This window comes from Gemmatimonadota bacterium (assembly GCA_026387915.1).
Lineage (GTDB): Bacteria > Gemmatimonadota > Gemmatimonadetes > Gemmatimonadales > Gemmatimonadaceae > Fen-1231.
Genome location: JAPLKS010000018.1, coordinates 194270 through 219150, shown reverse-complemented (window position 1 = coordinate 219150; position 24881 = coordinate 194270). Strand labels below are relative to the sequence as shown.

Here is a 24881-nt window from a genome sequence, read left to right as displayed (position 1 = left end):
TTTCTATTTTGGGCGTTTAGTGGGCGCGGCGCCAGACGGCGCGGCAGGACGCGGCACGGCAGAACGCGGCATAGCATCTTCCGGCGCGCGCCAGAGCACGCCGTCGCTCCACCACTGCACCGGAACGAGTCCGGCCATCATCGCGAGCGAATCGGGCGAGGCGGCGTCGGTGGTGCGCACATGGAACGCGAGCAATGAGCCGTGCTCGCGCGCGAGTTTGGCGCGGAAGTCTGCGGCAATCTTTGGCGTGAGCACTTCGGGGAGCTTGTGCACCGCGCGCTGTTTGTGAAACCAGATAGCCGACGGCCAGTTCGAATAGATAATGCTGCCGCCGGGGAGCGCGCCCGCGTATTCCACAATCGGTGAGAGCACCCATTCGCGCGAGGCAAAGTCGCCGCCATCTTCGCGATAGATGTTCACCCAGTTGGCGGTCTCTTTCACACTGGCCACCACCCAGCTCGCGGTGATGCCGAGTGTGAGGAGCAGGAGTCCGCGCGACGCGGCAAACCACCAGCGCACGAGCATCACGCCCACGCCAAGCGAGCCAATCACGAAGATGGGCGCGAGAATGCGTTCGTCGAGCGGAATGTCGCCGTCGGCAAAGAGGCGCGACGCGCCAATGAGGCCGAGGTAAGTGACTTTGGTGATGGCGAGCGCGCGGAGCAATCGTTGCGCGCTCACAGTTGATGCGGGAGCGGATGCGCTCGCGGTCGTGGCGGCCGGGCCTCCGGCGCTCGCGGTCGCACTCGTGCTCGCACTCGTGCTCGTGCTCGTGCTCCATACTCCGGCGAACACCGTCCGCAGATCGCGCAGCACTAATGCCATAAGCGCCATCATCACCGCCACGGCGAGTACCCAGCCGGCCGCCGCGAGATCCTCGCCGGGGGCGAACCAGTGGCCGACGGTCTGCGCCCCTTCGGTGAGTGTGGCGCCGAGTCCGTCGATGTAGAACGCGACGTGGCGGATTTGCGCGCCACTCGTCTTGGGCCGCGAGAGTGCCCACGCGCCGAGCGCGGCCACGGGGAGCACCATGGCCAGCAGCGAGCGGCGCGTGCGTTCAATGAGCGACGGCCGTTCGCGCGTGTCGGCGCCGCCCATCCACATATCGCCAATCCACGCGTCGAGCAGCGCGGCACCAATGAGCGATGCACCGGCATAACGCACGAGCGCGGCCGCCGCGCCAAGCAAGCCGAGCGCGGCGGTGCGTCCGGGTGCGCCGCGTGGGCGCGCGAGCTGCCACACAAAACAGGTGAAGAGCGCAAGAAAAAGTGGTTCGCTCAACACGGAGCCGTGCACAATCACCATCGCCGGTGACACGGCAAGGAAGAGCACGCCCAGCAATCCACCGAGGAGACTCCCCCCTTCTGCGGCGGCGAGGAGGAGTGCGATGGTGGTGATGGCCGCGCCAATGGCTTCTACGAGGCGCGCGGAATTTTGCGGTGTGAGTCCGGCGGCCACACCGAGCGAGATGGTGGCGGGAAAGCCGGGCGGAAAGTGTGCGAGTGCGGCGGTGGTGTCGGGGCTATCCCACGGTGCGAGCGGCACGCGCAGCTCGCCGGTGTGCGCGAGTGATGCGCCGGCACTCAGGTACTGCATGGCGTCGGGATCGAGTCCTGGGCCAGGCGGTTCGGTGAGTTCGAGCACCGCCCATCCCGCCGCGAGGCCGAGGCAGGCCGCGATGGTGATGGTGATGAGTCGGAGCCGGCGGAAAAGGGGCGCGATCATATAGTTGCAAATCTACCAGCCCCCCACCCCTCCCTTGCATCTTCGGGTTTTGTTCGGTATATCCATCTCCCTAGCCGGATGCTCGAGACTTTTCTCGGTTTTGCCGATGTCACTTGCCGCACTTCGCCAACAGCTCGCGCAGGTCATAGAGGGGACCAAGCCCGGCACCCCGGGGCTCGCCACGGGAATTGCCGCGCTCGACGGTGTGTTGCCGGGCGGTGGACTGCCGCGCGGCCGGCTCACCGAGTTGCTCGGCGCACCGGGGTGTGGCAAAACATCGTTGGTGCGGCGCATGGTGGAGCGCGCGGTATGCGACGGGGCGTGGGTGGCGTACGTGGACGCAACGCGCACCCTCGCGCCACGCGAGTGGGCATCGCTCGGCGCGCACGAGGGACTGTGGATGGTGCGCCCGCGGAACGCGGAGCGTGGCGCGTGGTGCGCGGACGTGTTGCTGCGGAGCGGCGCCTTTGCGCTGGTGGTGCTCGATGGGGCGCCGATGCTTTCGCGTGAGGTGGCGGTGCGACTGACGTTGCTCGCGCGGGAGAGTGATGCGGCGTTGCTGGTGCTGGGCGACGACGCCAAGGGATCGGCGCTTGGCGGGGCGTTGCGCATGCGGGTGGCGCGGGTGGGCGACGCCAAACATTCCCTTCGCGATGCTCTCGGACCGCGGTCGGGCGACGCCAAACATTCCCTTCGCGATGCTCTCGGACCGCGGTCGGGCGACGCCAAACATTCCCTTCGCGATGCTCTCGGACCGCTACGCGGTCCTGCGGCCGCATCGCGGCGGGAACGCTTGGCGCCGCCCTCCCCACGCACTGGTGCGAGGGAAGGTGCGGCGGTGTTACGCATCGCGCGCACCGCAGCGGATGGTGACGCGGGCAGTTCCCCGCTCTCGGCGCGCGCTGATGCAGCGCGGGAGGCGGACGGGCTCGCTGCAGCAAAGCGGCCGCAGGACCGCGCAGCGGTCCGAGAGCTTTGCGAAAGCGAGTCCGTCCGCCGACCAAGCGGTGATGTGCGCCATCCAAGCGGTGATGTGCGCCATCCAAGCGGTGATGTGCACCGAACGAGCGAACCACGCACGCGCATTCTCGTCACGATCGAAAAAGGTGGGCCGTACCAGACCGTCAGCATTGGAGAGGTGGACCGTGACATCGCAGTGGCGCGTCGCGTGCGTACGTATTCCGAGATTCCCGATCGGCGCGGTGTGGCACGACAGCAGCGGCGGGAGTCACCCCGCGCCGCTCAGCGCGCCGGCGCTCACGCCGTTGCCCATACCGACGGCGGTGACACCGGCGTCCAAACCGGCGCCATCAACGGCAGCACCAGCAGCACCAGCAGCACCAGCGACCAGCGATAACCCCGCACCGCACTGGGACACGCTTCCCATTGCACTCGCCGAAGGCAAACGGCAGCTGCTGCGCGCCGTCACAAGTGCCGCCGCACGTATGCACGTGCGCGTGGGGATGACCGTGCCCGAAGCCCGCGCGCGCTGCGCCGAACTCACTGTGCTTCCGTGGGACGACGCCGTGATTGTGCGCGAGCTCGCGCGCGCGAGTGCGGCCTTTCTCACGGCGAGTCCGCAGGTCACACCGGCGCATGACGCGCCAGGCACCTGGTGGATTGGCGCCGCCGGGTTCGACGCGCTCGGTGGCGAGCGTCTGCTCGCGCACACGTTGCTGCGGATTGCGCAGGTGTGGCATCCGGCAGCGCGCGTCGGTGTGGCGGACTCGTGTGTGGCGGCGCGCGCGGCCACATGGTCGGTTGGCGCGCGCGCACACAGCGAGCCGCGCATTGTGCCACCCGGTGGTTGCGCGGCGTATCTCGCGCATGCGCCGCTCGCGCTCCTGCCGATGGCCGACGAACTGCGCGCCGCACTCATCTCACTCGGCTTGCGCACGGGCGGCGCGTTCGCCGCGCTGGTGCCGGGCGACGTTGAACGCCGCTGGGGTGACGCTGGCCTTGCCGCGTGGCGCTTGGCACATGGCGACGATGTGCGACGCCCCGTGCTGGCGCGCACCGACACCACGCGCCGCGTGAGCACGCCGCTCGCGATGAGCGCCGAAACAATGGAGCCCGTGTTGTTTCTGGTGCGCGCGGCGCTCGGTCAACTGGTGGCGTCGCTCGTGCAAGACGGGCGCGCGGCCGCGTCCATTGCCATCACCCTCACCCTCGACGACGGGCGCGGCGCGATGCCCGGAGCGCCCGAGCACACGGTCACGCGTGAAGTGCGGCCGGCGCGAGCGCTCGCGCGTGTAGCGCCGCTGTTCGAACGGTGTCGCGCCTTGCTCGACACATGGACACTCACCGCACCGGTGTGCGCCGTGAGCGTGGCCGTGAGCGCCACCGCACCACTCGCCGCCGAACAAGGCGACTTGCTGGCCGCGTCGTGGCGCGACCCCGACGCAGCCGATGCCGCGTTCGAACGACTGCGCTCCACACTCGGCGCCGACACCGTGGTGCGGCCCGTGGCACAAGACGAACATCGCCCCGAGCGCGCCGGCGGATGGGTGGAGTTGCACACGGGCGCCCTGTCGTCACCCGTCAACAGTGTGACGACCACCACGGCGGCGCTCGCGCTCGCGCGGCTGCTCGAACAACCGGAGCGCGTGCAGGTGGAAGCGCCGCAAGGGATGCCGCGCACGCTCTGGTGGCGTGGGCAACGCGTGATCATCGCGCACGCACGCGGGCCGGAACGGTTGAGTGGTGACTGGTGGAAAGATCCGTTTGCGCGCGACTACTGGCGATGCGCGAGCGACGAGTTGGCGCGCGAGTTTTTGTTGTATCGCGACGGCAAGGGGTGGGCGCTGCAGGGATGGTTTGACTGACGGCGGGCGGTGGCAATCACGCCTGCGGAACGGTTCGCTACCGTGAAATTGCGATGGTGCACCGTCAGTCGTCGAGCGCCGAACGGAACAAGGCAGGCACGTCGAGCTCCAACGGTTCTGTAGCGCCGATCGGCAGCCACACCAGCGTGCGATTACACAGTTCGGGGAGTGCGTCAGTTGGGCGCCAGCGTTCGATCACACGGTCGGCGGGATTTACAATCCAATACTCCGGTACGCCGACGCGAGCGAACAGCATCCGCTTGCGCGTGCGGTCGTCGCGCGCACTCGACGGCGACAGCACTTCGACGGCGAGGGCGAGCCGCGTCACCTCATGCCATTCGCGCGGCTTGGTGCCGTCATCGTTTGACGGAACAACGAACAGGTCGGGCTGCACGAGACCGTCTGGCTCAAGCTCGAGATCGGCGGGCGAGAGATGCGTCACGCCCACACCGCACCGTTCCGTCCACGGGCGCAGTCGCAAGAGCAACTCGGCGACCACGCCTTGATGATCCCACGTCGGCGACGGCGTCACGACCAGCTCGCCATCAATAACTTCGTAGCGATTCCCGTCGCTCGGGAACGCACGCACCATCGCGACGGTCCAGGGATCTGCTCCGATTCTCGGCATGCCCATATGGTGCTCGGCTCGGCAGGAAAATTGCAAGTGGCCACGCCGCAACATGCGAAGCGAAGCGCGCGTGACCGTTATCGCGTCCATGCATCCGTCACCGTATTACCGCCGTCCCCGGCACCATAAAAACAGGGGGCGACGAAGCCATGCTTCGTCGCCCCCGTCGTTCGCGCACCGCGCTCGTTAGTGCTTGATCACAATGAACCACGCATTGATGATCGGCCGCGGCGGTCCGCCACGTCCACCCGGCGCGGGCGCCGGAGCACCTGGAGCCGGAGCGGGTGCGGGGCCGTACTCGGGCTGGAACAAGAAGGCCATGTGCTTGACCGGATCGACCGCGATGGTCTTGGCGCCGGCAAAGGTCGGCACGGTGGCGACGACGGTGTACTGATCGGGGCCGTCCATGTGCGCGACGGTCACGTTCCCCGCGCGGCCGGCGGGAATGTAGATGAGCTTTTCGCTCGCGTCATAACCGAGCGCGTCCACGCCGTCGCCGTTGGCGATGGTGGCGACCACTTTGCCCGTGGCAGCGTCCACCACCACAGAGTTGGTGCCGCAACCGGAGAAGATGCGATTGCTCTTGGCATCGAACGCGATGCCGGTGGGATGGCCGCACGGCGCGGTGGGCCACGAGGCGACAGCCTTCCACGTTTTGACGTCCACCACCTGAATGGTGTTTTTGTTTTCGTTGTTGACGAAGATGCGGCCCTTGCCGTCGGGCACGGCGCCTTCGGGGCCGTTGTCCTCGAGCTCCACGGTCGCCACAATGTCACCGGTCTTTGGGTTGATCGCGGTGAGCGTGCCAACCTTGCTGTGGTTGGTGAGGAGAATAACATCATCCGGCTCGTCGTACATAATGCCGTCGAGTCCGCCGACTTCAATCTTGATCTTCTTGATGAAGGCGAGCGTCTTGAGGTCGAACATCGTCACGGTAGAATCACCAGCATTCGTGGTGAAGCCGTGGCCCGCCTTGGGCGCGAGTCCTACGCCGTGGGTGCGTGGCGTGTCGGGAATGTCGCCGAGCACTTTGCCCGTGGGGCCGTCGACGACCATGATGTGCGTGCCGCGCGACACAAACACGCGGCCGGTGCCGATTTCGGCGGTGATGTAATCGGTGCCCCCTTCACCGCCGATATTCCATTTTTCGACGGTGAACTTCTGGGCGTGCGCGGCGCGCGGCGCCATCGCAACGGCAGCAAGAATAAAGAGCGGTACGGTGAGTGCGCGGCGAGCCATGCAGTCCTCGGCGGAAAAGGCGTTGATCCAAGCGGAATGCGGCAGTCTGAACACTACATCCAGCTTCCTGTCGGAATGATGACAGTCGAGCGTGCGGCGGCTACTTCCGAAGCACCGGCCCGTTGAACCAGATGGCGTTGGGTGCGTCGGAGCGCGCGGCCACGATATCCGGCCACCCGTCGCCGTCGAGATCGCCGATGGCGAGGCCGTAGACAGCGCCCTTGCCGTCGTTCCACGCGACTTCTTCGAACCGGGGCAGTTTGCCGCCGCCCATGTTGAAGAACACGGAACCGCGCGCTTCAAAATTGCCGACGACAATATCGAGCGTGCCGTCGCGATTCATGTCGGCAATGCCAATCGAGTAGGGCGCGTTCCCTGGCGTGCCGAGTTGCACCGGCTCGGAAAAGGTGCGCTTCCCCGCGTTGGTGTAAATGAACATCCCGGTTTTTTCGTCGCCAACCACAAGGTCAATCGTGCCGTCGTGATTGATGTCGGCGGCGGCGGCGGCGCGAATCGAACTGTGCGCGGGGCCAACAGGCACCGGTGCGGCGGCAAAGGTGCCCGTGCCATCATTCCAAAAAATCAGACTCTGCCCACCATCGCGATGCGGCACAAACAAATCGATGCGGCCGTCACCATCGAGATCCGCCGCAATGATGATGGTGGCCGATTGCGTGGGGAGCGGTTTGCACACCGGAAACGCGCCCTTGCCATCGTTGAGGCACACAAAACTCGGACGCGGATTGGCGGGGTTTGAACTGCGATTAGCGACGATGATGTCGGGGCGGCCGTCGCCGTTGAGATCTGCGACGGTGACGTAGCGCGTGGACCAGTCAGGCTCGCCGAAGGTACTCGAGACGCGGAAGTGTCCCTTGCCGTCATTGAGATACACCAACTTTCGGTCTGGGCGGTCGTTGCTCACCACAAGGTCGAGCGTGCCGTTGCCATCGAGATCGGCGAGTGCTGCGGTGTAGGTGCGGTCGGGAGTATCGCCGAGGTTTTCGGTGGTGAAGTGCCCCTTGCCGTCGTTGCGCAGGAGGAGATTGTGCAGCGGCCAGTGCCGTCCTTTGGCGAGGACGATGTCGAGCGTGCCATTACCGTCGAGATCGCCGAGGCTGACGCTGGCGGAGGTTTCGCTGGTGGTCTCGAGCAGTTGCACGCGGTCGAAGGTGCGCAGTTCAGCTCGCGGCGCCAACGACACGGGGAACAGGAACAGGCCGAGCAACGGGGCGTACCGTGCGCGCGAGAGTTTCCGGTAGGATGTCATACGGGAAAAGGTAGCGCCGCACCGCCATTCTCACGAACGAAAGACGGGACCCGTGGCACTGCCGCGAGGGTCAGACGGTCGGTTGCTCGGCGTTCTCTTCGGTGACGCCTTCTTCCATCATGGCGAGCATCGCGGCTTCGGCATCGGCGTCGCGCTTGGCCTGCCACTCGGTGACGATCGGTGAGAGCACGCTCATTGCCTGCCGCACCGTGCACTCGCAGATGTTGCGCACGTGCGTCGCCGCGTCGGTGCCCTCCGGCGCGGGTTGGAGCATCAGCAGTTCATAGACCGAGATGCCGCCACGAATCACCAACGTGTCGAGGGTGACACCGTACCGACGCCAGAGCGTGGCCGTATGCGGCACCACCAAGTCGCGTGGCACCGTGGTGCCCTCGCGCAACGGGAACAGCGTGGGATCGAGTTTTCCAGGCATGAAACAGGGGGTGCGAAGCGCGGTTAGGGAGCGGACCGCTCGTGCGGCTTGTCCTCTGAGAGTATCGGCCGGTGACCAGCCGCTGTGTACGGGTTTATGCGGGGAAAACGACCCGAATTTCGTACAAAAAGCTGCCCGCCGCACCTTGTACTTTCGGTGTTTATTCGGTATCTCATAAGGGGTGTCCGGGCGCCCGAATTCACACACGCCGCCCTCGCGGGGGCTGCGCGATCACGCCTGCGAGTCACTCTGAATGTCGTACGCCGAACTGCACTGTCATTCCACGTTTTCGATGCTCGACGGGGCCGCGCACCCGGAGCAGCTCGTGGCGCGCGCGGTGGCGCTTGGGCTTGGCGCGCTCGCGCTCACCGATCACGACGACGTCGGCGGCGTGGTGCGGTTCGCCACGGCGGCGCGGCAAGCGGAGTTTGCGGGGCTGATCGGCGTGGAGCTGAGTGTAGAGGTGATGGACCGCCTCGGCACCGCCGAGCCTAAGCCGCTGCTAACGCATCTCGTGCTGCTCGCCGAGGACCGCGTGGGGTACGGCAACTTGTGCACGCTCATCACGCGGGCGCGGCTCGATCATCCGCGCGGCCGGCCGCGCGTGAATCTCGACACGCTCGCGCGCCACGCCGGCGGATTGTTTGCGCTCACCGGCTGCCCGCGTGGCTGGGTGCCGCGACTCGTGGCCCGCGGTGCGCACGACGACGCCTGCGCCGCGGCGGCCACACTCGTCGACATGTTCGAAGGCCGCGTGGCCATTGAGTGCTGGGACCACGCGTTGCCCGAGGAGCGCGCCGTCACGCGCGACCTCATAGCGCTCGCGCGCGCGCTGGATGTGCCGTGGGTGGTCACCAATGATGTGCACTACGCCGAGCCCACAGGGCGGCTCGCGCACGACGTGCTGGTGGCGCTGCGGCATGGCGCAACGCTCGACGACATGGGCGCGCGGCTGCGCCCCAACGGCGAGTGGTATCTCAAAGGGGCTGCGCAGATGGCGCGCCGTTGGCAGGGCTACGAGACGGGACTCGCCGCCACGCTCACGATTGCCGAGCGGTGCGCGTTTCGCTTAGCTGACCTCAAACCAACACTGCCGTCCTTTCCGCTCCCGCCCGGCGTGAGCGAAGACGCGTATCTCGCACAGCTCGTGCAACAAGGTGCCGTCGAGCGGTGGGAGTGGCGCCGCACCGCGCGACACGACCGGCAGATTGAGCACGAGCTCACCCTTATCAGCAAGCTGGGGCTCGCCGGCTATTTCTTGATTGTGTGGGACATTGTGCGCTTTGCGCGCCGCGAGGGAATTCTCTGTCAGGGGCGCGGCTCGGCAGCCAATAGCGCGGTGTGCTACGCGCTCGGCATCACGGCAGTGGATCCGATCAAGCTTGAGTTGCTCTTTGAGCGGTTTTTGAGTGAAGAGCGCAAGGAAGCGCCGGACATTGACATTGATTTTGCGCATCGTGACCGCGAGCGCGTGTTGCAGTACGTGTACGATCGCTATGGCCGCGAGCACGCGGCGATGGTGTGCGAGCACATCACCTGGCGCGGGCGCAGCGCAGTGCGCGACGCCGCGCGGGTGCTTGGGTTTTCGGTGCAGCAGGCGGAGGCGCTGGCCACGTGCAGTGATCGGCACTCGGCACAGAGCACCGCGGCAGCGCTCCGCGTGGGGAGCACAACCGATACCAGCGGTGAGGCGCGCGCCTTGCTCCACCGCGCCGGTCTCGACCCGCACGACCTGCGCGTGCGAACGCTCGCCGACATTGTGGCCGGGTTGCATCAAGCGCCGCGGCATCGCGGGATTCACGTGGGCGGCTTTGTGCTCACGCACGAACCGCTGCACACGGTGGTGCCCATTGAGCCCGCGTCGATGGATGAGCGAACCGTCATTCAGTGGGAGAAGGATGACCTCGACCCTGTGGGGCTCATCAAGATCGATCTGCTCGGACTCGGCATATTGACCGTGCTGCAGGACTGCCTCAAATACATTCGCGCCACCCGCGGCGTGACGCTCGACCTCGGACAACTCGATCATCGCGATCAAGCGGTGTATGACGACCTCTGCCGCGCCGACACCGTGGGAGTGTTTCAGGTGGAGAGCCGCGCGCAGATGAACACGTTGCCGCGGCTCAAGCCGCGCTGCTTTTACGATCTCGTGGTGGAGGTGGCATTGATACGGCCCGGCCCCATTCAGGGCGACATGGTGCATCCGTATTTGCGGCGGCGCGCGGGCGAAGAGGAGGTTACGTACCCCCACCCGTCACTCGAACCCATTCTCAAGCGGACGATGGGCGTGCCGCTCTTTCAGGAGCAAGGGATGCAGGTGGCGATTGCGGCCGCGGGATTCACACCGGGCGAGGCCGATCTGCTGCGCAAGGCGATGGGGCACAAGCGAAGCCGCGAGCGGATGGCGGACATTTGCCAGAAGATGATTGTCGGCATGCGCGCGAATGGCATCGCCGAGGATGTAGCGCTGCGCATTTACCACCAGATCAATGCTTTTGCCGATTACGGGTTTCCGGAGAGTCACGCGGCGAGTTTTGCGTTGATCGTGTACGGCAGTGCGTATCTGCGGCACTATTACGCGGCGGAGTATCTCTGCGCGATGCTCAATGCGCAGCCGATGGGCTTCTATTCAGCGGGAACGCTCGTGGAAGATGCCAAGCGGCACGGCGTGCGCGTGCTCGGCGTGGACGCCACACGATCGGCGTGGGACCACACACTGGAGTGTGCAGACGGCACAGTGGTGGTGCCGCACGATGGGGTGATTGCGGTGCACGGCGCGGAGCACGGCGCGGAGCGCGAGCCGTCGCCCAGAACAGACAGGATTGGAGCGCCGCCCAAGAGTCCGAACAAACGGAAAGCCCCCGCCGTGCGACTCGGCTTTCGCAGTATTCGCGGACTCGGATCGCAGGCGCGAGGCAAACTCGAGCGTGCGCTTGCGGGCGGCGCGTTTACGGGGGTTCACGATTTTGTGGAGCGCACGCAACTCGATCAACGCGCACTGCGGTTTATTGCCGAAAGCGGCGCGCTCGATGCGTTTGTGCAGAACGAGCCGTACGAGCGGCGACGACGCATTGCGCTCTGGCGTGTGCTCGAGGCGGTGCGCGGCACCGGTGGTCCGCTCGCGCTTTTTCCCGAGGCGCCGGTGCCCGCTGGACTGCCGCCCCTTTCGCCACCGGAACTCACCGAGGGCGACTACCGGCTCACCGGCCTGTCATTGAATGGGCACCCGATGCGGCATCTTCGGCCGCTGCTTGTGCCAAATGGCGTGCTGACCGTGCGCGACGCAACGCGACAGCGCGACGGCGCCAAGGCGGGAGTGGCGGGGCTCGTCATTTGCCGTCAACGCCCAGGCACGGCCAAGGGATTTATGTTTCTCACGCTCGAGGACGAAACCGGGATGCTGAATGTGGTTGTCACACCGCAACGGTTCGAGCGGCAGGCCCTACTGATCACGCGATCGCCGCTGCTCCTCGTGCGCGGCACGTTGCAGATTGAGCAAAATGTGGTGAATCTGCGCGGCGAGGAATTCATTGCCCTCGGCGCGGGAGCGGGTGCCGCGCATGCGCGGAGCCACGACTTTCATTAGGCGTGCTGGCCGAGAATGGGCACGATCGGTTGCGGGAGCGGCCTCCCACCGGCGATACTCACGGTAGCACGCGAACGCGGCTGTGCACCGTGCGCCATCACGCCACCGGCCCTGGAGGGCCGATGCTCCCTATTCACGAAACTCCGACCGGCAGTATTCCGCGCAAACCGACCGACGCCGAGATCGACGTCTACGGCCTGTCGGACGTCGGTCGCGTCCGCACGGAAAATCAGGATCATTTTCTGGTGGCATCGCTTGAGAAACATCTCGCGATGCGCATGGGCAATATTCCCGACCCCACGCTGCGCACGCCAGACATGAACCGGTTGGCCTTCTTGATGATGGTCGCTGACGGTGTCGGCGGCGGTCAAGGTGGCGCGGAGGCCAGTCGCTTTACGCTCGACGCCATCACCGCGTACGTCACGCGCGGGATGCACGCCTACTACACCGCCGATCCGGCCGACGACGAAGCCTTTGCCATCGCCTTGCAGGCGGCCGCACTGCGGGCACACACCAAACTGGTTGAGCGCGCCAGCACCGAGCCGGCGCTCGCTGGCATGGCCACCACCCTCACGCTCTTCCTCGGCGTGTGGCCGCGGGCGTATCTGCTGCACGTGGGCGACAGCCGCTGCTATCAGTTCCGCGACGGCGTGTTGCAGCAACTCTCTCGCGACCAGACGATGGCCGAGGACCTGCTCGCGGCCGGCGTGATCAAGCGCGACGATCGTGCGCACCAGCGGTGGTCGAATGTATTGTCGAGCGCCATCGGCGGTCCGAATACGGTGCCGGTGGTCACTGGGCTAGACAACGAGTGGGGCGTCGTGCATTTGCTGTGCAGCGACGGACTCACCAAACATGTGAGCGACGAGCGGATTCGAGAACGACTCGCCACGATGACGTCGGCGCGGCAGGCGTGCGAAGCGCTGTTGCAGGACGCGCTCGACGGGGGCGGCACCGATAACGTCACGGTGATCGTCGCGCGGACGATGAAGGGGGGCGTCTGAGACTTCGGGCGTGATGCCCGGTCCTGACGCGGAGCGCGTGATGGAAACCTTGATGTCCATGCAGCATCCCACCACGTGACCCACCGAGACTCAGTATGACCACCGCGAAACCGACGTTCTTCGCGACCGCCGCCGCCTTCCGCGCCTGGCTACACGCGAACCACGCGCACGCCACGGAACTCATCGTCGGCCTCCACAAGACGGAGAGCGGGAAGACGAGCATGACGTGGCCCGAATCGGTGGATCAGGCGCTCTGCTACGGCTGGCTCGACGGCGTCCGACGCTCGCACGACGCGTGGAGCTACACCATCCGCTTCGCGCCGCGCCAGGCGAGGAGCACGTGGAGCAGCGAGAGCATCCGGCGCGTGGGCGAGCTCCGGGGGCTCGGATTGATGATGCCGACCGGCGAGGCCGCGTTCGCGCGACGCGACGAGGACCGGCCGGAGAGCACGGCGTACGACCAGCGCGGCAGCGGCCTCGACGCCGCCACCGAACGCGCGATGCGGCGGCAGTCCAGAGCCTGGGCGTTCTGGGAAGCGCAGGAACCGTCCTACCAGCGCAAGGCCGCGCATTGGGTGAAAAGCGCGACGCGTGACGCCACGCGCAGGGGGCGGCTCGAGACGCTCATCGCGAGTTGCGCGAAGAGCGAGTGGATTCCGCAGATGCTCAGCGCACAACCGGCCGACACGAAGGCGGCGGCAAAGCCGGCGCGCGGGAAACCGGCGCGCAAGAAGCCGCCGCGGCTCCCTTAGCTCGAGTAGTACGCCGCGTTCTCTTCGATGTAGCCCTTGGTGAGATCGCAGCCGTACGCAGTGGCGGCGCCGTCACCCACGCCGAGTGCGACGTCGATTTCTACCACATCGAGCTTGAGTGCTTCGCGCACGATGTTGTCGTCAAACTCCAGGCGACGTCCGCCCTGCACTACCTGAAAACCGTTGATCCACGCGTCGGTAGTCGCTGCGTTGATCGTGCAGGGCGTGCACTTGCCCACGGCCATCAGAATGCGTCCCACGTTGGGATCGGCGCCGTGCACCATTGTCTTGATGAGCGGCGAGTTCACGAGACTCTTGGCAATGATCCGCGCTTCGTCGTGCGTGGCCGCGCCGCGCACAGAAGTTCGGAGCAGATGCTCAGCGCCTTCGCCGTCACGGGCGAGCATTTCGGTCATGCGAATGCAGCCGGCGTTAAGTGCCAGCTGGAATTCAGTTTCGTCCACGGGGCCGGCGAGGCCGCTGGCGAGCATCGCGCAGGTATCGCTGGTGCTCGTGTCGGTATCCACGGACAGCATGTTGAAGCTCACTGCTGCCGCCGCGCGCAACATGCGGTCGAGCGTCGGAGCGTCGAAGGCTGCGTCGGTGAAAATGTAGGCGAGCATCGTGGCCATGTTCGGCTCGATCATCCCCGAGCCCTTGGCCACCCAAGTGATGGTCGCGTTGCCCACCGCCACGCTGATGGCTTTGGCATAGGTGTCGGTGGTCATGATGCCTTCGGCACCGACAATCGGCTGTTCCTGCAGATCGGCCGCCATACCGACGATCCCCACTTCGATTTTCTCAATCGGGAGCGCAACGCCAATCACGCCGGTGGAGCTGACGAGGACTTTGTTCGGTGTTGTCCCCAACTCAGCGGCAGCGGCGGCGGCCATGCGGCGCGCATTGGAGATGCCGGCCTCGCCGGTGGCAACATTACTGACCTTGCTGTTCGCCACAATCGCGCGGAGGATGCCGCCTTTGATTGTTTCGCGGCCGACGATGATCGGCGCGCCGGGAAAGTGGTTGCGCGTGAAGATTGCCGCGGCGGCGCAGTCCACCTCGCTCGCAAACAGCGTGAGGTCCTTGGCGGACGGCTTGAGGCCGACATTGCGGCTGGCGCAGCGGAAGCCGCGCGGAAAGATCGGAGTGTTGTGGTAGGACACGGCTGTTGGGAGAAGCGGAACGAGAAAGATATGCGGCGCCCCGCCCGAGGGCGAATGGGGTACCTTTAACTGACCCAACGTTCCCTCACCCAGTGCACCGTGGAGGCGCTCGCGTGGACCTGAAAATCATTGGCCTGAACCTTGGATATGCCGTACTTGGCGTGATCCTGATGTATGCGAGCTACCGCATCATCGACCGGCTCACCCCCGAAGTGGATTTTCCGGCTGAGCTCAAGCGCGGCAACGTGGCGGTCGCGATTTTCATTGCGGCGCTGTTTATCGCCATTGCCATGATCATCGGCCACGCCCTGAACTAGCGCCATGCGGTCGTTTGCCGTGGCGGCTTTGGCCGCTGTCATCGCGCTCACCGTCGCCGCCCCAGCGGGGTTACCGCTCGGCGCGCAAAGCGCCGTGGTGGCGCGACGTGCCACGCGCGACGAATCGCGCTACGACGGCACCTTCAAGAAGTACAGCAAACGATTCTTTGGCATTGGCTTCGACTGGCGCCGCTTCAAGGCGCAGGGGCTCGCCGAGAGCGGGCTCGACCCCGAGGCGCGTAGTCGCGTGGGCGCCAAAGGGGTCATGCAGCTCATGCCGAGCACCTTTCACGATATTCAGTCGCAGCGCTCGGACTTTGGCGCCATTGATGACCCCGAGTGGAACATCGCGGCGGGGATTCTGCACGATCGCTACCTGTGGAAGCTCTGGGCCGCGGACGTCGCGGAGGCGGAGCGCCCCGCTTTCATGTTCGGGAGCTACAACGCCGGCGAGGGGACGATTGCCCGCGCCACGCGCACCGCCCGAGATTCGTCGCTCGACCACGCCCGCTGGTCGAGCATTGAGCAAGTAGCACCCACGGTGCCACGCTGGCGCTACCGTGAAACGCTGGGCTACGTGCGGACCATCGAACAGAGCTACCAGCGGTTGACGACCAAGCGCTAGTCCGGGCTCGAAGCCAGCACACCACCCCCGCTTCGCGTATTTTCTAGGTAGAAACGCTCTCCCACCGCGTGCACTTTCAGGAGCACTTATGTCGCTGCATTCGCGCGTCGCGCCGCTGGCGCTGACGATCGCTTTCGCCCTGCCGCTTTGCGCCCAGGCTCCACGCACCGCCAAAGCGGCGGCACCAGTCGCTGCGGCTGCACCGGCCACGCTGGCCAGCGCGAACCCGCTGCTCTTCTCGGGCCTGCGCTACCGCATGATCGGCCCCGCGCGCGGTGGACGCGTGACGGCCATCACCGGCGTGCCGAGCCAGCCGCGCACGTTCTATATGGGGAGCACCGGAGGTGGCATTTGGAAAACCACCGACGCTGGCACGAACTGGCAGAACATCTCCGACGGTCAGCTCCCCGTGGGCTCTATGGGCGCGCTCGAAGTGACCGCTACCGATCCGAATGTGATTTACGCGGGCACGGGCTCAAGCAAGATTCGCAGCAACGTCTCGATTGGCCGCGGGATGTACAAGTCCCTTGATGCCGGCAAGACGTGGAGCTTCAGCGGACTCCGCGATGTGGGGCAGATTGCCACCGTGCGCGTGCATCCCCAGAACCCAGACATGGTGTTCGCGGCGGCGCTCGGCAGCCCGTTCGTGCCCACGCGCGAGCGCGGCATCTACAAGAGCACCGACGGCGGCAAGAACTGGCGCAACGTCTTGTTCGTGACGGACAGCACTGGCGCCGCCGATCTCGAAATGCAGCCTGGCAATCCCAACGTGCTCTTTGCCTCGATGTGGCATGGCATGCGGCGTCCGTGGACAATCATCAGCGGCGCACGCGAAGGCGGCATCTACAAGAGCACCGACGCCGGTGAACATTGGACCAAACTCGGCGGCGGGTTGCCGTCGGAATTGTTTGGCCGCAGCAATGTTGCAATCTCCGCAGCTGCGCCGAACCGCATCTATGCGCTTATCGAAGCCAAGCCGGCTGGCGGACTCTACCGCTCCGACGACGCGGGCGCGACGTGGACGCTCGTGAATGGCGCGCAGAATCTGTGGACGCGCCCCTTCTATTACACGACGCTGCAGGTGGATCCCAAGAACCCCGACGTCGTGTACGTCGGCAACGAAGGCTGGTTCAAGAGCACCGACGGTGGCAAGACTTTCCGCAGCGAGCGCGTACCGCACGGCGACAACCACGATCTCTGGATCAACCCCAACGACTCGCGGGTGATGATCCAGTCGAATGATGGCGGCGCCAATGTGACGCTCGACGGCGGCGCGACGTGGAGCTCGCAGTACAATCAGCCCACCGCCGAGATCTATCAGGTGGCCACGGACAATCAATTCCCGTACCGCGTGTACGGCGCGCAGCAGGACAACACCACGCTCATCGTGCCGAGCTTGCCGCTCGGCACTGGACAGGCGGAAGAGTGGCGCACTGGCCCAGGCTGCGAGACGGGACCGATTCTTCCGAACAGCAAGAATCCGAACATCGTGTACGGATCATGCAAAGGTCAGTTCTCGCGCATGAACTTGACGAGCGGCGACGAGCAGCAGTCGTGGGTGGGCGGCGAGTCGCTGTACGGCAATGGCGGCGCAACGCTCATCTACCGTTTTCAGCGTGTGAGCCCGATGTCGCTGTCGCCGCACGATCCCAAAGTGCTGTACTACGGATCGCAGTATCTGCATCGCACGCGTGACGAAGGCGTCACGTGGGAAAAAGTCTCTCCTGATCTTACGGCGTTCCCCAAGGGCGAGCCGCAGGAACCGAGTGGCATTCCGATTACGCGCGACGCCACGGGCGAAGAAGTGTACAGCACGTTGTATGCGATTCGTGAGTCGCCCGTGCAGAAGGGCGTCATCTGGACCGGCTCGAACGATGGGTTGGTGTATGTGACGCGCGACGACGGCAAGACGTGGACGAACGTCACGCCCAAGGGGCTCGCTGCCGGCGGCCGCGTACAGAACATTGACCCGAGTCCACACCGCGCGGGCACGGCGTACGTGGCCATCTATCGATTCCTGCTCGGCGATTTTGCGCCGTATATCTATCGCACCGACGACTTTGGCAAGAGCTGGACGCGCCTTACCGACGGCACCAATGGCATTGCCGCAGATGAGCCGACGCGTGTGGTGCGTGAAGACCCGGACCGCGCGAAGCTGCTATACGCGGGCACCGAGTTCGGTATGCACGTGAGCTTTGACGACGGCGCGCACTGGCAGAAGTTGCAGCTCAATCTGCCAGCCACGCCGGTGACGGACATTGTGGTGCACGCCAAGGATCTCGTGCTCTCCACGCAGGGGCGCGCGTTCTGGGTGCTCGACAATCTCACGCCGCTACATCAGATGGCGGAGAAGATGGCGAGTGCTGAGGCGGTGCTCTATGCGCCGCGCACGGCAACGCGTATGAAGATTCGTGCGAGCGGCGGCATGGGCCGTGGCGTTGGGGCGCAGTATCCCACGGCCGGCGCACAGATTGACTACTACCTCGCCAAGGCAGCGGACACCGATATCAAGATTGAAATTCTTGATGCGGCAGGCACAGTGGTGCGCACGCTGAGCAGCGCTGGCGCTGGTGCGGCAACGGCGGCGGCCGACGCTGGTGGGGATGACGAAGAAGCCGGCCCGCGCCGGCCGAGCGGCCCGGTGCGCCTTGATAAGAGCGCGGGGATGCATCGCTTGACGTGGGATCTGCGCTATCCCGGCCCATGGCAGAGCGAGCGTGTACCCGAAGGCGGCAACGGTCCGATGGCAGTGCCCGGTGCCTACGCCGTGCGCCTCACGGTCGGTGCGTGGAGCGACACGAAGAAGTTCACGCTGATTGAAGACCCGCGCGTGACGGCCGACGGCATTACGACCGCCGACTTGCAGGCGCAGTTCGCGCACAACATGAAGCTGCGCGACCTGGTGAGCGACGCCAATCGTGCCGTCTCGCGCATTCGCGCGGGGCAGACGCAGTTCCGCACCGACGCGCCGATGCTGCAGAAGGTGAATGCCCTCGCGTCGCAGCTCATTACGCCGCCCATTCGGTACAGTCAGCCGGAGCTGGCAACGCATATCACCTATTTGTATTCGATGACCAACGGCGCCGATCAGAAGGTGCCGAAGGATGCCGTGGAACGCCTTGGCGTGCTGCGCAAACAGCTCGATGCGCTCGTGCAGCAGATCAATGCGCTCCTCGGACCCCGGATGTGAGTAGATTGCTGTAGCGTCCTTTCCTCTTTCTCCCTTCTTATCGATGCGCACTTTGCTGACTTCCCTGCTCGCCTTCTCGGTCGCCGCCTGCACCACTAGCGGCGACACAGCGCCCACGACGGCCCCCGACATCACCACGGCGACGTTCGCGTCGTCGCTCGGCGTGAATCTAGCGGCGTCCATCAAGACGCCGACTGGGCTCTATTATCGCGACATCTCGACCGGCACTGGTGCGCCGGTGGCCACTGGCAAGCAAGTGACGGTGAAGTACACCGGCTGGCTCGCGAATGGTACGCAGTTCGACAGTGGTACGATTCCGTTTGTGTACGGCGTCGGCCAGGTCATTCAGGGATGGGATCAGGGATTGGGCGGCATGCTCGTTGGCGGCAAGCGCCAGTTGGTCATTCCGCCATCGCTTGGCTATGGCGCGTCGGGCTCCGGCCCGATTCCCGGCAACGCGATTCTCGTATTCAACGTCGAAATCATCAGCGTTCCGTAATAGCACACGCGCCGCATCGTAGGATCACGATGCGGCGCGCGGTACGGTCTTCGGTGCGTTCGGCGCACCGTCTCACGGGGTGGTCGATCAGCTGATCGGCGACCCCGTGAGGCTTTTCATGAGGCGATACATAAACTCGCCCGCTTCGTAGAAGCCGCGCTGCGGAATGTGTTCGTTCATGCCGTGGGCGTTGGAGTCGCCGTAGAACTGGCCGCTCACACCATAGGTAGGAATGCCCGAGGAGCGCAGGAAGCGACCATCGGTGGCGCCGGTGCTCATCGTGGGAATAACCGCGACGCCCGGCCACATATCCTTGGTGGCGCGTTCAATCTCCGCCATCACCTGCCCCGCGGCGATCGACGGAGGACTGTTCTCAGCGACGCCACGCGTCTTGGTGACTTTCACTTTGTCGCCCGCGAGGCGCTGTAGCTGGGCCTGAATGGAATCGGGATTTTCGTCGGGCAGAATGCGGCAGTTTACAAAACCGCGCGCGCGCTGCGGTAGCGCGTTGAGCGCGTGCCCACCGTCGAGCATCGTGGCCACGCAGCTCGTGCGGAGCTGCGAGTTGTAGCTCGGATCCGAGGAGATGAGCGCGGCGGCGGCCGCGTCCTTGGGGTTCGCGACGAGCGCCTTCATGGCCGGTCCGATTGGCCCTTCGGTGATCGCGGCCGAACGCTCGAAGTAGGTGCGGGTAATGTCGTTCAGATGCACCGGGAAGTCGTACTTGCCAATAGCCGTGAGCGCAGCCGCCAGTTCGTAAATGGCGTTGTCCTTGACCGGGCGCGACGAGTGGCCGCCAGGGTTGGTGGCTTCGAGCTGAAAGTTCTGCACCTTTTTTTCGCTCGCCTGAATGTCGTGTGACAGTTTCTTGCCGTTCTTGACACGTCCACCGCCGCCTTCGTTGAAGGCGAACTCGGCGTCAATCAGGTTGCGGTGATTCTTGATGAGCCAATCCACCCCATTGGCAGGGCCGCCTTCTTCGTCGGTGGTGAGGGCCACGATGATGTCGCGGTCCGGCACAAACTTCTCGGCCTTGAAGCGCATGATAAGGGCGAGATGGATCGCACCATCATCTTTGTCGTCGCTGACGCCGCGGCCGTAGAAGGTGGTGTCCTTCTCAATGAACGTGTAGGGCGGCAACGTCCAGTCTTCAGGCTTGGCTTCTACAACGTCAATGTGCGAGAGCAACAACACGGGCTTTTTGCCGAGTTTCTTGCCGCGGAGGCGCGCAATGAGGTTGCCTTTGCGCGGCGCGTTGGAGAGGACGGTGACGTCGGAGTCTGGGAAGCCGGCGGCTTTGAGGTGCTTGGCCATCGCCTCAGCGGCGGCAAGCGTGGAGCCGTTGCTCTCCTGCGTGTTGATCTCGATCATCTCACGAAACAAATCGCGGGCGACCGTATCCCAGTGGGTGAGCACGCGCGGCTTGCCGGCCTGCGCCCAGAGCGTGGCGGGGCGTACGGCACCGAGGACCAGGAGGAGCGCGGTGAGGGAGAGCACGAGGCGACGAATCATGGGCAAGGACCAGTAAAGAGTGTGCGCGGAATCTCGCGTGCCAACGGGCGCGGCACAAGGAAGTGCGCCGGACCTCCGTTCGTCGTAAGTTGGGGAATCCCCTCCCATCTGAGGATTCCCGTGATCGTTCTCCGCCGCGCGCTCGTTGCCCTCTTCGCCGCCCTTCCACTCGTAGCGCAGCAGCCCGATGCCGCGCTCGTTGCCAAGGCGCGCGCCATCCACGACAAAGTCATTGCCATCGACACGCACGTGGATTTTTCTCCTGCCGCGATGACCGTGGCATCGCCCACGTATGTCACGGGTGGCACCTCGCAGGTGGACCTCGCCAAGATGGAAAAGGGCGGCCTCAACACCGTCTTCTTTAGCATCTATACGGGGCAGCGCGATGACTTTTCTACGGCTGGCTACGCGCAGGCGATGACAACTGTGATGGAGAAGTTCGAGGCCATCCACCGCCTCACCGAACAGCTCGCGCCGGCACGCATTCAACTCGCGCTCACCGCTGACGATGTGCGCCGCATTCGTGGAGAGCACAAACTCGTCGCACTCATGGGGGTCGAGGGCGGGTACGCGATTGGCGAAGACATCACCAACGTCCGAAAGTTCTACGACCTTGGCGCACGGTACCTCTCGCTCTCGCACAACGGTCATAGTCAGCTCTCCGACAGCAACACGGGAGAAGCCGACGGTGTGTGGAAGTGGAACGGACTCTCCCCGCTGGGCAAGCAGGTGGTTGCTGAAGCCAACCGGCTCGGCATCATGATGGATGTGTCGCATCCCTCGAAGGCGTCGAACTTGCAGGTGATGGCGATGAGCAAGGCGCCGGTGATTGCCAGTCATTCGGCGGTGCGCGCGTTGTGCGATCACAGCCGAAACCTCGACGACGAACAACTGCTTGCGCTCAAGAAGAACGGCGGCGTGGTGCAGATTGTGGCGTTCACGGGCTATCTCAAGAAAGCCGTGCCCGATTCGCCGGAGCGCACCGCTGCGATGGAAGAACTCCGCAAGGAGTTCAATCTCCCCGCCGCTGGAGCGCGCGGTGGGCGTGGAGCAGCGGCTCCCGCGGGGGCCGCTGCTCCGGCCGCTGCTCCGGCCGCTGGTGGTGCGCCGGGCGGTGGACGCGGCGGCCGTGGCGGCGCGCTGGCCTCACTTGACTCGGCGCAGCGCGTGAAGTACCAGGCGCGCCTCGCCGAGGTGAATGCGAAGTTTCCTGCCGCACCGCGCGCCAACGTGAAGGATCTTGCCGATCATATCGATTACGCCGTGAAACTGATTGGCCTGGATCACGTCGGCATCAGCTCAGACTTTGACGGCGGCGGCGGCATCGATGGCTACAACGAAGCCGGTGAAGCATTCAACGTGACGCTCGAACTCGTGCGGCGCGGCTACACCGAGGCGCAGATCACCAAGCTGTGGGGCGGCAACCTGCTGCGTGTGATGCGCGAGGTCGAAACGGTGGCCAAGCAGCTCCAGAAGTCCACCAAGTCGTAACGCGCGCTAGCGTTTCTTGGCGAGAATGGTGCCGCGACAACTCGCGGCACCACAGTGGCAGGGGAAGCGTCGTTTGGCGGCCGGCGAATGCCGTTCGTCGAGCACGTAGGCGTAGTCGTACGCCAGCTCTTCACCCGGCGCGATGTCGCGGAGCGTCTCAATCCAAATGCGCCCGTCGTCGATGACGGCGTCGCAGTTCGGGTCGCAGGAATGATTGATGAAGCGCGCATCGTTGCCGTCGAAGGCCGCGTCAATAACCACATCGTCATCAATCGCAAACAAGAACGTGTGATGCCGTTCCCCAAGCACGTCGGGGTAGCGCGCCTCAGCTTCGGCGGGGGTCAGCCGCTGGCCGGCGTATTCAATAAGGCGCACCCCAGCGGGAATGGGGTGTGTGGCAAAGGCACCGAGCCCCTGCATGGGCGAGTCGCGGATCTCGAAAGGATGCACCCGAAAAAGATACGCGCCCCGCGAGTTTCGCGGGGCGCGTATCGTCTGGAGGGGCGGTGCGACTACTTCTTCTTGGCCGCGTCGCGCAGAATGGGCGTTTGGCCGTCGTAGCCGAACTTGGCGTTCGCGCCTTTTTCGAGCGCCGAGATGATGTCTTTGACCGAGGTGAGCTCGGCCGAGACGGTCACGGGGCGGTCGAGCAGATCCTTGTCGCGGACGTCGATCACGTAGTCGTACCAGCGGCGCACTTCCGGCACAATGCGGCTGACCGGCTGGTTGGTGAAGCTGATCTTGCCATCAATCCAGCTGAACGCATCCGCGACTTCTTCCGGCTTGAGCGTGGCCATCGCGCCTTCCTTGGTCACCGAAATCGCTTCACCGGCGTTCAAGGTGCGTTCCACTTTCTCAAACTTCACCATCGCGGAGCCGGTTTTCACCGACACAAAGATCAGTGGTTCATTGTTGTAGGCACGCACGGCGAAATCGTTGAGATCGAGGCCGGTCACCCGGACGGCAATCTTGCCGACGCGCACTTCAAAGGGCCGTTCGGCTTTGACGACGGCGAACGACGCCGTGCCTTCAACCTTGGCGGCGCGGAATTTCGGGCTCGCGTCCTTTGGCGTGGTGAGCTTGGTTTCCGCGCCGATGGCCACCGTGGACCCGTCTTCGAGCGTGGTCTTGCCGCGCTGACCGTTGCGAATAGCGAGCGTGACGGCCTCCGAGCCATTGACGGCCGTATTCACCGCAGCGTCGGCGCCGACTTTGTCGAGCACCAAGAAGATGATGACCACCAGCACGGCCAACACCAACACGACGCCAAACGCCGCCTTGCGCGAGCGCGGTTTGCCGACGGCGCCGATGTGCGAGGCGGCGCCGTGGCGCGCCTGCGCCACCTTTTGCCGATCGGATTCCGCGGCGTTGACCGCGGGCCGATGCAAAGCGGCGACGACGTGCGCCCAGGCATCGTCCACGCTGACTTCAGCGCGCGCTTTCCGCTCCGCGTGCGGCTTGTCTTCGTGTGCTTCGAGCCGGTGCAGCGAGCCGCGGCGGCGCTTTTCGCGAATCGACGCGGCGTGCACGGCGTCGTGAATGTAGGCGTCGAGCGCCTGCGTAGTTTCGAACGTGGCGCGCTTGTCCCACACGGAAAGCATCACGTCCTCGGCGAGGCGAGGCGCGAAGCTAGCATCCCCTAGGGCCTCCGTGGCTTCCAGAACGAGCGCGGGGTAGTCGGCGCGGAATAGTTTCTCGAGCGCAGCCTCATCACTGGCGCGGAGCGCTTTGAGGGTATCGCCATCAACTACCGGGAGCGTCACGGGCATCAGTACCTCCAATAGGGTGCAACCGTCATTCTGGTTCGGATCGCCGTAGCTTGGCACCAATCCTTCATATGCAATAGTGGGGATTCCCGCGCTTCGTTGACAGGGGTATGCCGACACCGCCGCGGGATGGGGGGTGCTGAGCCCCCCCCGAACGATGCTAGTTTCAGGGATGACTGAGACTTCCGGACGCAGGGCACTCGTGGTTGGGGCCTCGGGCCTCGTAGGGCAGGAAATCGTCCGCCAACTGCTCGCCGACCCCTCGGTGGCCCGCGTAACCTGTCTCGTGCGCCGACCATTGACGGCCGCGCCCCGCGACGCGCGGCTCCACGTCGTCCAGGCGGACCTCGCGGACGGGGGCGCACTCACCCTTGCCCCCAATCTGTTTGAGGTCGACGAGCTGTACTGCGCGCTTGGCAGCACCATCAAGAAGGCGGGGTCGCAAGACGCGTTTCGGGAGGTGGACTTTGGCCTGCCGCTCCAACTCGCCTCAATGGCACGTGCCCAAGGCGTGCCACATTTTCTGCTTGTGAGCGCCCTCGGGGCTGACGCAGCATCGCGGGTCTTTTACAGCCGCATGAAAGGCGAGCTCGAGGAGGCCATCGCGCAACTTGGATTTCCCGGCTTCACGGTCGCGCGGCCGTCTATGTTGCTGGGAGACCGTACCGAGTTTCGCTTGGGGGAGGTGTTGCTGAAGCCGCTCTCGCGCCTACTCCCCGCCAGGTACCGCGGCGTGTTTGCGCAGCAGGTGGCGGCGGCGCTCGTCGGCGCGGCGCGCGACGGTGCACAGGGGCATCGCGTGGTGGAAAACGCCGAACTTGTTCGGGTGCCTCGATGAGTAGCGTCACCGAGTGATGCG

At 65.1% G+C, this 24881-nt stretch carries 20 protein-coding genes; 11 read left to right on the top strand and 9 right to left on the bottom strand.

The window, feature by feature from the left end; all coding sequences use genetic code 11:
• Positions 1 to 3 precede the first annotated feature (3 nt).
• Positions 4 to 1725, bottom strand: coding sequence for a hypothetical protein (locus NTZ43_12915; GenBank protein MCX5768113.1), 1722 nt, complete (start codon positions 1723 to 1725; stop codon positions 4 to 6).
• Positions 1726 to 1831: 106 nt separating this feature from the next.
• On the opposite strand from NTZ43_12915, the gene NTZ43_12910 reads away from it, so the two are divergent.
• Both NTZ43_12910 and NTZ43_12905 read left to right on the top strand, forming a co-directional pair.
• Positions 1832 to 3082 (top strand): hypothetical protein, encoded by a 1251-nt coding sequence (locus NTZ43_12910; protein MCX5768112.1) that lies wholly within the window; start codon positions 1832 to 1834, stop codon positions 3080 to 3082.
• Positions 2991 to 4550, top strand: a complete 1560-nt coding sequence (locus NTZ43_12905; protein ID MCX5768111.1) for a hypothetical protein — start codon at positions 2991 to 2993, stop codon at positions 4548 to 4550. The genes NTZ43_12910 and NTZ43_12905 overlap by 92 nt, the downstream gene beginning before the upstream one ends.
• Positions 4551 to 4614: 64 nt before the next feature.
• On the opposite strand, the gene NTZ43_12900 is transcribed toward NTZ43_12905, so the two are convergent.
• From NTZ43_12900 to NTZ43_12885, 4 genes are all read right to left on the bottom strand, one after another.
• Complete coding sequence (locus tag NTZ43_12900) at positions 4615 to 5178, bottom strand: Uma2 family endonuclease (protein MCX5768110.1); 564 nt, start codon at positions 5176 to 5178, stop codon at positions 4615 to 4617.
• Positions 5179 to 5364: 186 nt separating this feature from the next.
• Positions 5365 to 6417: a hypothetical protein gene (locus NTZ43_12895; GenBank protein MCX5768109.1), complete on the bottom strand. Its 1053-nt coding sequence runs from the start codon at positions 6415 to 6417 to the stop codon at positions 5365 to 5367.
• A 100-nt stretch (positions 6418 to 6517) separates the two neighbouring features.
• Positions 6518 to 7684, bottom strand: a complete 1167-nt coding sequence (locus NTZ43_12890; protein MCX5768108.1) for a VCBS repeat-containing protein — start codon at positions 7682 to 7684, stop codon at positions 6518 to 6520.
• A gap of 70 nt (positions 7685 to 7754) precedes the next feature.
• Positions 7755 to 8117, bottom strand: coding sequence for a hypothetical protein (locus NTZ43_12885; protein ID MCX5768107.1), 363 nt, complete (start codon positions 8115 to 8117; stop codon positions 7755 to 7757).
• Positions 8118 to 8370: 253 nt separating this feature from the next.
• Between NTZ43_12885 and NTZ43_12880 the strand changes: the two genes are divergently transcribed.
• The 3 genes from NTZ43_12880 (at position 8371) to NTZ43_12870 (ending at position 13459) form a co-directional block, all read left to right on the top strand.
• A complete protein-coding gene (locus NTZ43_12880) occupies positions 8371 to 11703 on the top strand; it encodes an error-prone DNA polymerase (GenBank protein MCX5768106.1) in 3333 nt (1110 codons plus the stop codon).
• A gap of 122 nt (positions 11704 to 11825) precedes the next feature.
• On the top strand, positions 11826 to 12707 hold the full coding sequence (locus tag NTZ43_12875) for a protein phosphatase 2C domain-containing protein (GenBank protein MCX5768105.1): 882 nt from the start codon (positions 11826 to 11828) through the stop codon (positions 12705 to 12707).
• 95 nt (positions 12708 to 12802) lie between these two features.
• The gene (locus tag NTZ43_12870; GenBank protein ID MCX5768104.1) at positions 12803 to 13459 is read left to right on the top strand and encodes a YdeI/OmpD-associated family protein; all 657 of its coding nucleotides are present in this window, start codon (positions 12803 to 12805) and stop codon (positions 13457 to 13459) included.
• Here the strand turns inward: NTZ43_12870 and argJ are convergent.
• A complete protein-coding gene (gene argJ / locus NTZ43_12865) occupies positions 13456 to 14622 on the bottom strand; it encodes a bifunctional glutamate N-acetyltransferase/amino-acid acetyltransferase ArgJ (protein MCX5768103.1) in 1167 nt (388 codons plus the stop codon). The genes NTZ43_12870 and argJ overlap by 4 nt on opposite strands.
• 113 nt (positions 14623 to 14735) lie before the next feature.
• Here argJ and NTZ43_12860 point away from each other — a divergent pair, with 113 nt between their 5' ends.
• From NTZ43_12860 to NTZ43_12845, 4 genes are all read left to right on the top strand, one after another.
• Positions 14736 to 14939: a DUF350 domain-containing protein gene (locus NTZ43_12860; protein ID MCX5768102.1), complete on the top strand. Its 204-nt coding sequence runs from the start codon at positions 14736 to 14738 to the stop codon at positions 14937 to 14939.
• A 4-nt stretch (positions 14940 to 14943) separates the two neighbouring features.
• Positions 14944 to 15564 (top strand): transglycosylase SLT domain-containing protein, encoded by a 621-nt coding sequence (locus tag NTZ43_12855; protein MCX5768101.1) that lies wholly within the window; start codon positions 14944 to 14946, stop codon positions 15562 to 15564.
• 88 nt (positions 15565 to 15652) lie between these two features.
• Complete coding sequence (locus tag NTZ43_12850; GenBank protein ID MCX5768100.1) at positions 15653 to 18754, top strand: hypothetical protein; 3102 nt, start codon at positions 15653 to 15655, stop codon at positions 18752 to 18754.
• A 43-nt stretch (positions 18755 to 18797) separates the two neighbouring features.
• Entirely contained in the window at positions 18798 to 19253 is a 456-nt protein-coding gene (locus tag NTZ43_12845; GenBank protein ID MCX5768099.1) for an FKBP-type peptidyl-prolyl cis-trans isomerase, read from the top strand.
• 87 nt (positions 19254 to 19340) lie between these two features.
• Here NTZ43_12845 and NTZ43_12840 read toward each other — a convergent pair whose 3' ends face one another.
• The gene (locus NTZ43_12840) at positions 19341 to 20765 is read right to left on the bottom strand and encodes a M20/M25/M40 family metallo-hydrolase (GenBank protein ID MCX5768098.1); all 1425 of its coding nucleotides are present in this window, start codon (positions 20763 to 20765) and stop codon (positions 19341 to 19343) included.
• Positions 20766 to 20885: 120 nt separating this feature from the next.
• Between NTZ43_12840 and NTZ43_12835 the strand changes: the two genes are divergently transcribed.
• A complete protein-coding gene (locus tag NTZ43_12835; GenBank protein ID MCX5768097.1) occupies positions 20886 to 22256 on the top strand; it encodes a dipeptidase in 1371 nt (456 codons plus the stop codon).
• A 6-nt stretch (positions 22257 to 22262) separates the two neighbouring features.
• Here NTZ43_12835 and NTZ43_12830 read toward each other — a convergent pair whose 3' ends face one another.
• The gene (locus NTZ43_12830) at positions 22263 to 22706 is read right to left on the bottom strand and encodes an SET domain-containing protein-lysine N-methyltransferase (GenBank protein MCX5768096.1); all 444 of its coding nucleotides are present in this window, start codon (positions 22704 to 22706) and stop codon (positions 22263 to 22265) included.
• A 62-nt stretch (positions 22707 to 22768) separates the two neighbouring features.
• Positions 22769 to 24025, bottom strand: coding sequence for a FecR domain-containing protein (locus tag NTZ43_12825; GenBank protein MCX5768095.1), 1257 nt, complete (start codon positions 24023 to 24025; stop codon positions 22769 to 22771).
• A gap of 169 nt (positions 24026 to 24194) precedes the next feature.
• On the opposite strand from NTZ43_12825, the gene NTZ43_12820 reads away from it, so the two are divergent.
• Positions 24195 to 24860 (top strand): NAD(P)H-binding protein, encoded by a 666-nt coding sequence (locus tag NTZ43_12820; protein ID MCX5768094.1) that lies wholly within the window; start codon positions 24195 to 24197, stop codon positions 24858 to 24860.
• Positions 24861 to 24881: the final 21 nt, after the last annotated feature.

Coding starts and splice junctions, on each gene's coding strand:
- NTZ43_12915 (MCX5768113.1), bottom strand. CDS start 1,725: ATGATCGCGCCCCTTTTCCGCCGGCTCCGACTCATCACCATCACCATC.
- NTZ43_12910 (MCX5768112.1), top strand. CDS start 1,832: ATGTCACTTGCCGCACTTCGCCAACAGCTCGCGCAGGTCATAGAGGGG.
- NTZ43_12900 (MCX5768110.1), bottom strand. CDS start 5,178: ATGCCGAGAATCGGAGCAGATCCCTGGACCGTCGCGATGGTGCGTGCG.
- NTZ43_12895 (MCX5768109.1), bottom strand. CDS start 6,417: ATGGCTCGCCGCGCACTCACCGTACCGCTCTTTATTCTTGCTGCCGTT.
- NTZ43_12890 (MCX5768108.1), bottom strand. CDS start 7,684: ATGACATCCTACCGGAAACTCTCGCGCGCACGGTACGCCCCGTTGCTC.
- NTZ43_12885 (MCX5768107.1), bottom strand. CDS start 8,117: ATGCCTGGAAAACTCGATCCCACGCTGTTCCCGTTGCGCGAGGGCACC.
- NTZ43_12880 (MCX5768106.1), top strand. CDS start 8,371: ATGTCGTACGCCGAACTGCACTGTCATTCCACGTTTTCGATGCTCGAC.
- NTZ43_12875 (MCX5768105.1), top strand. CDS start 11,826: ATGCTCCCTATTCACGAAACTCCGACCGGCAGTATTCCGCGCAAACCG.
- NTZ43_12870 (MCX5768104.1), top strand. CDS start 12,803: ATGACCACCGCGAAACCGACGTTCTTCGCGACCGCCGCCGCCTTCCGC.
- NTZ43_12855 (MCX5768101.1), top strand. CDS start 14,944: ATGCGGTCGTTTGCCGTGGCGGCTTTGGCCGCTGTCATCGCGCTCACC.
- NTZ43_12850 (MCX5768100.1), top strand. CDS start 15,653: ATGTCGCTGCATTCGCGCGTCGCGCCGCTGGCGCTGACGATCGCTTTC.
- NTZ43_12845 (MCX5768099.1), top strand. CDS start 18,798: ATGCGCACTTTGCTGACTTCCCTGCTCGCCTTCTCGGTCGCCGCCTGC.
- NTZ43_12840 (MCX5768098.1), bottom strand. CDS start 20,765: ATGATTCGTCGCCTCGTGCTCTCCCTCACCGCGCTCCTCCTGGTCCTC.
- NTZ43_12825 (MCX5768095.1), bottom strand. CDS start 24,025: ATGCCCGTGACGCTCCCGGTAGTTGATGGCGATACCCTCAAAGCGCTC.
- NTZ43_12820 (MCX5768094.1), top strand. CDS start 24,195: ATGACTGAGACTTCCGGACGCAGGGCACTCGTGGTTGGGGCCTCGGGC.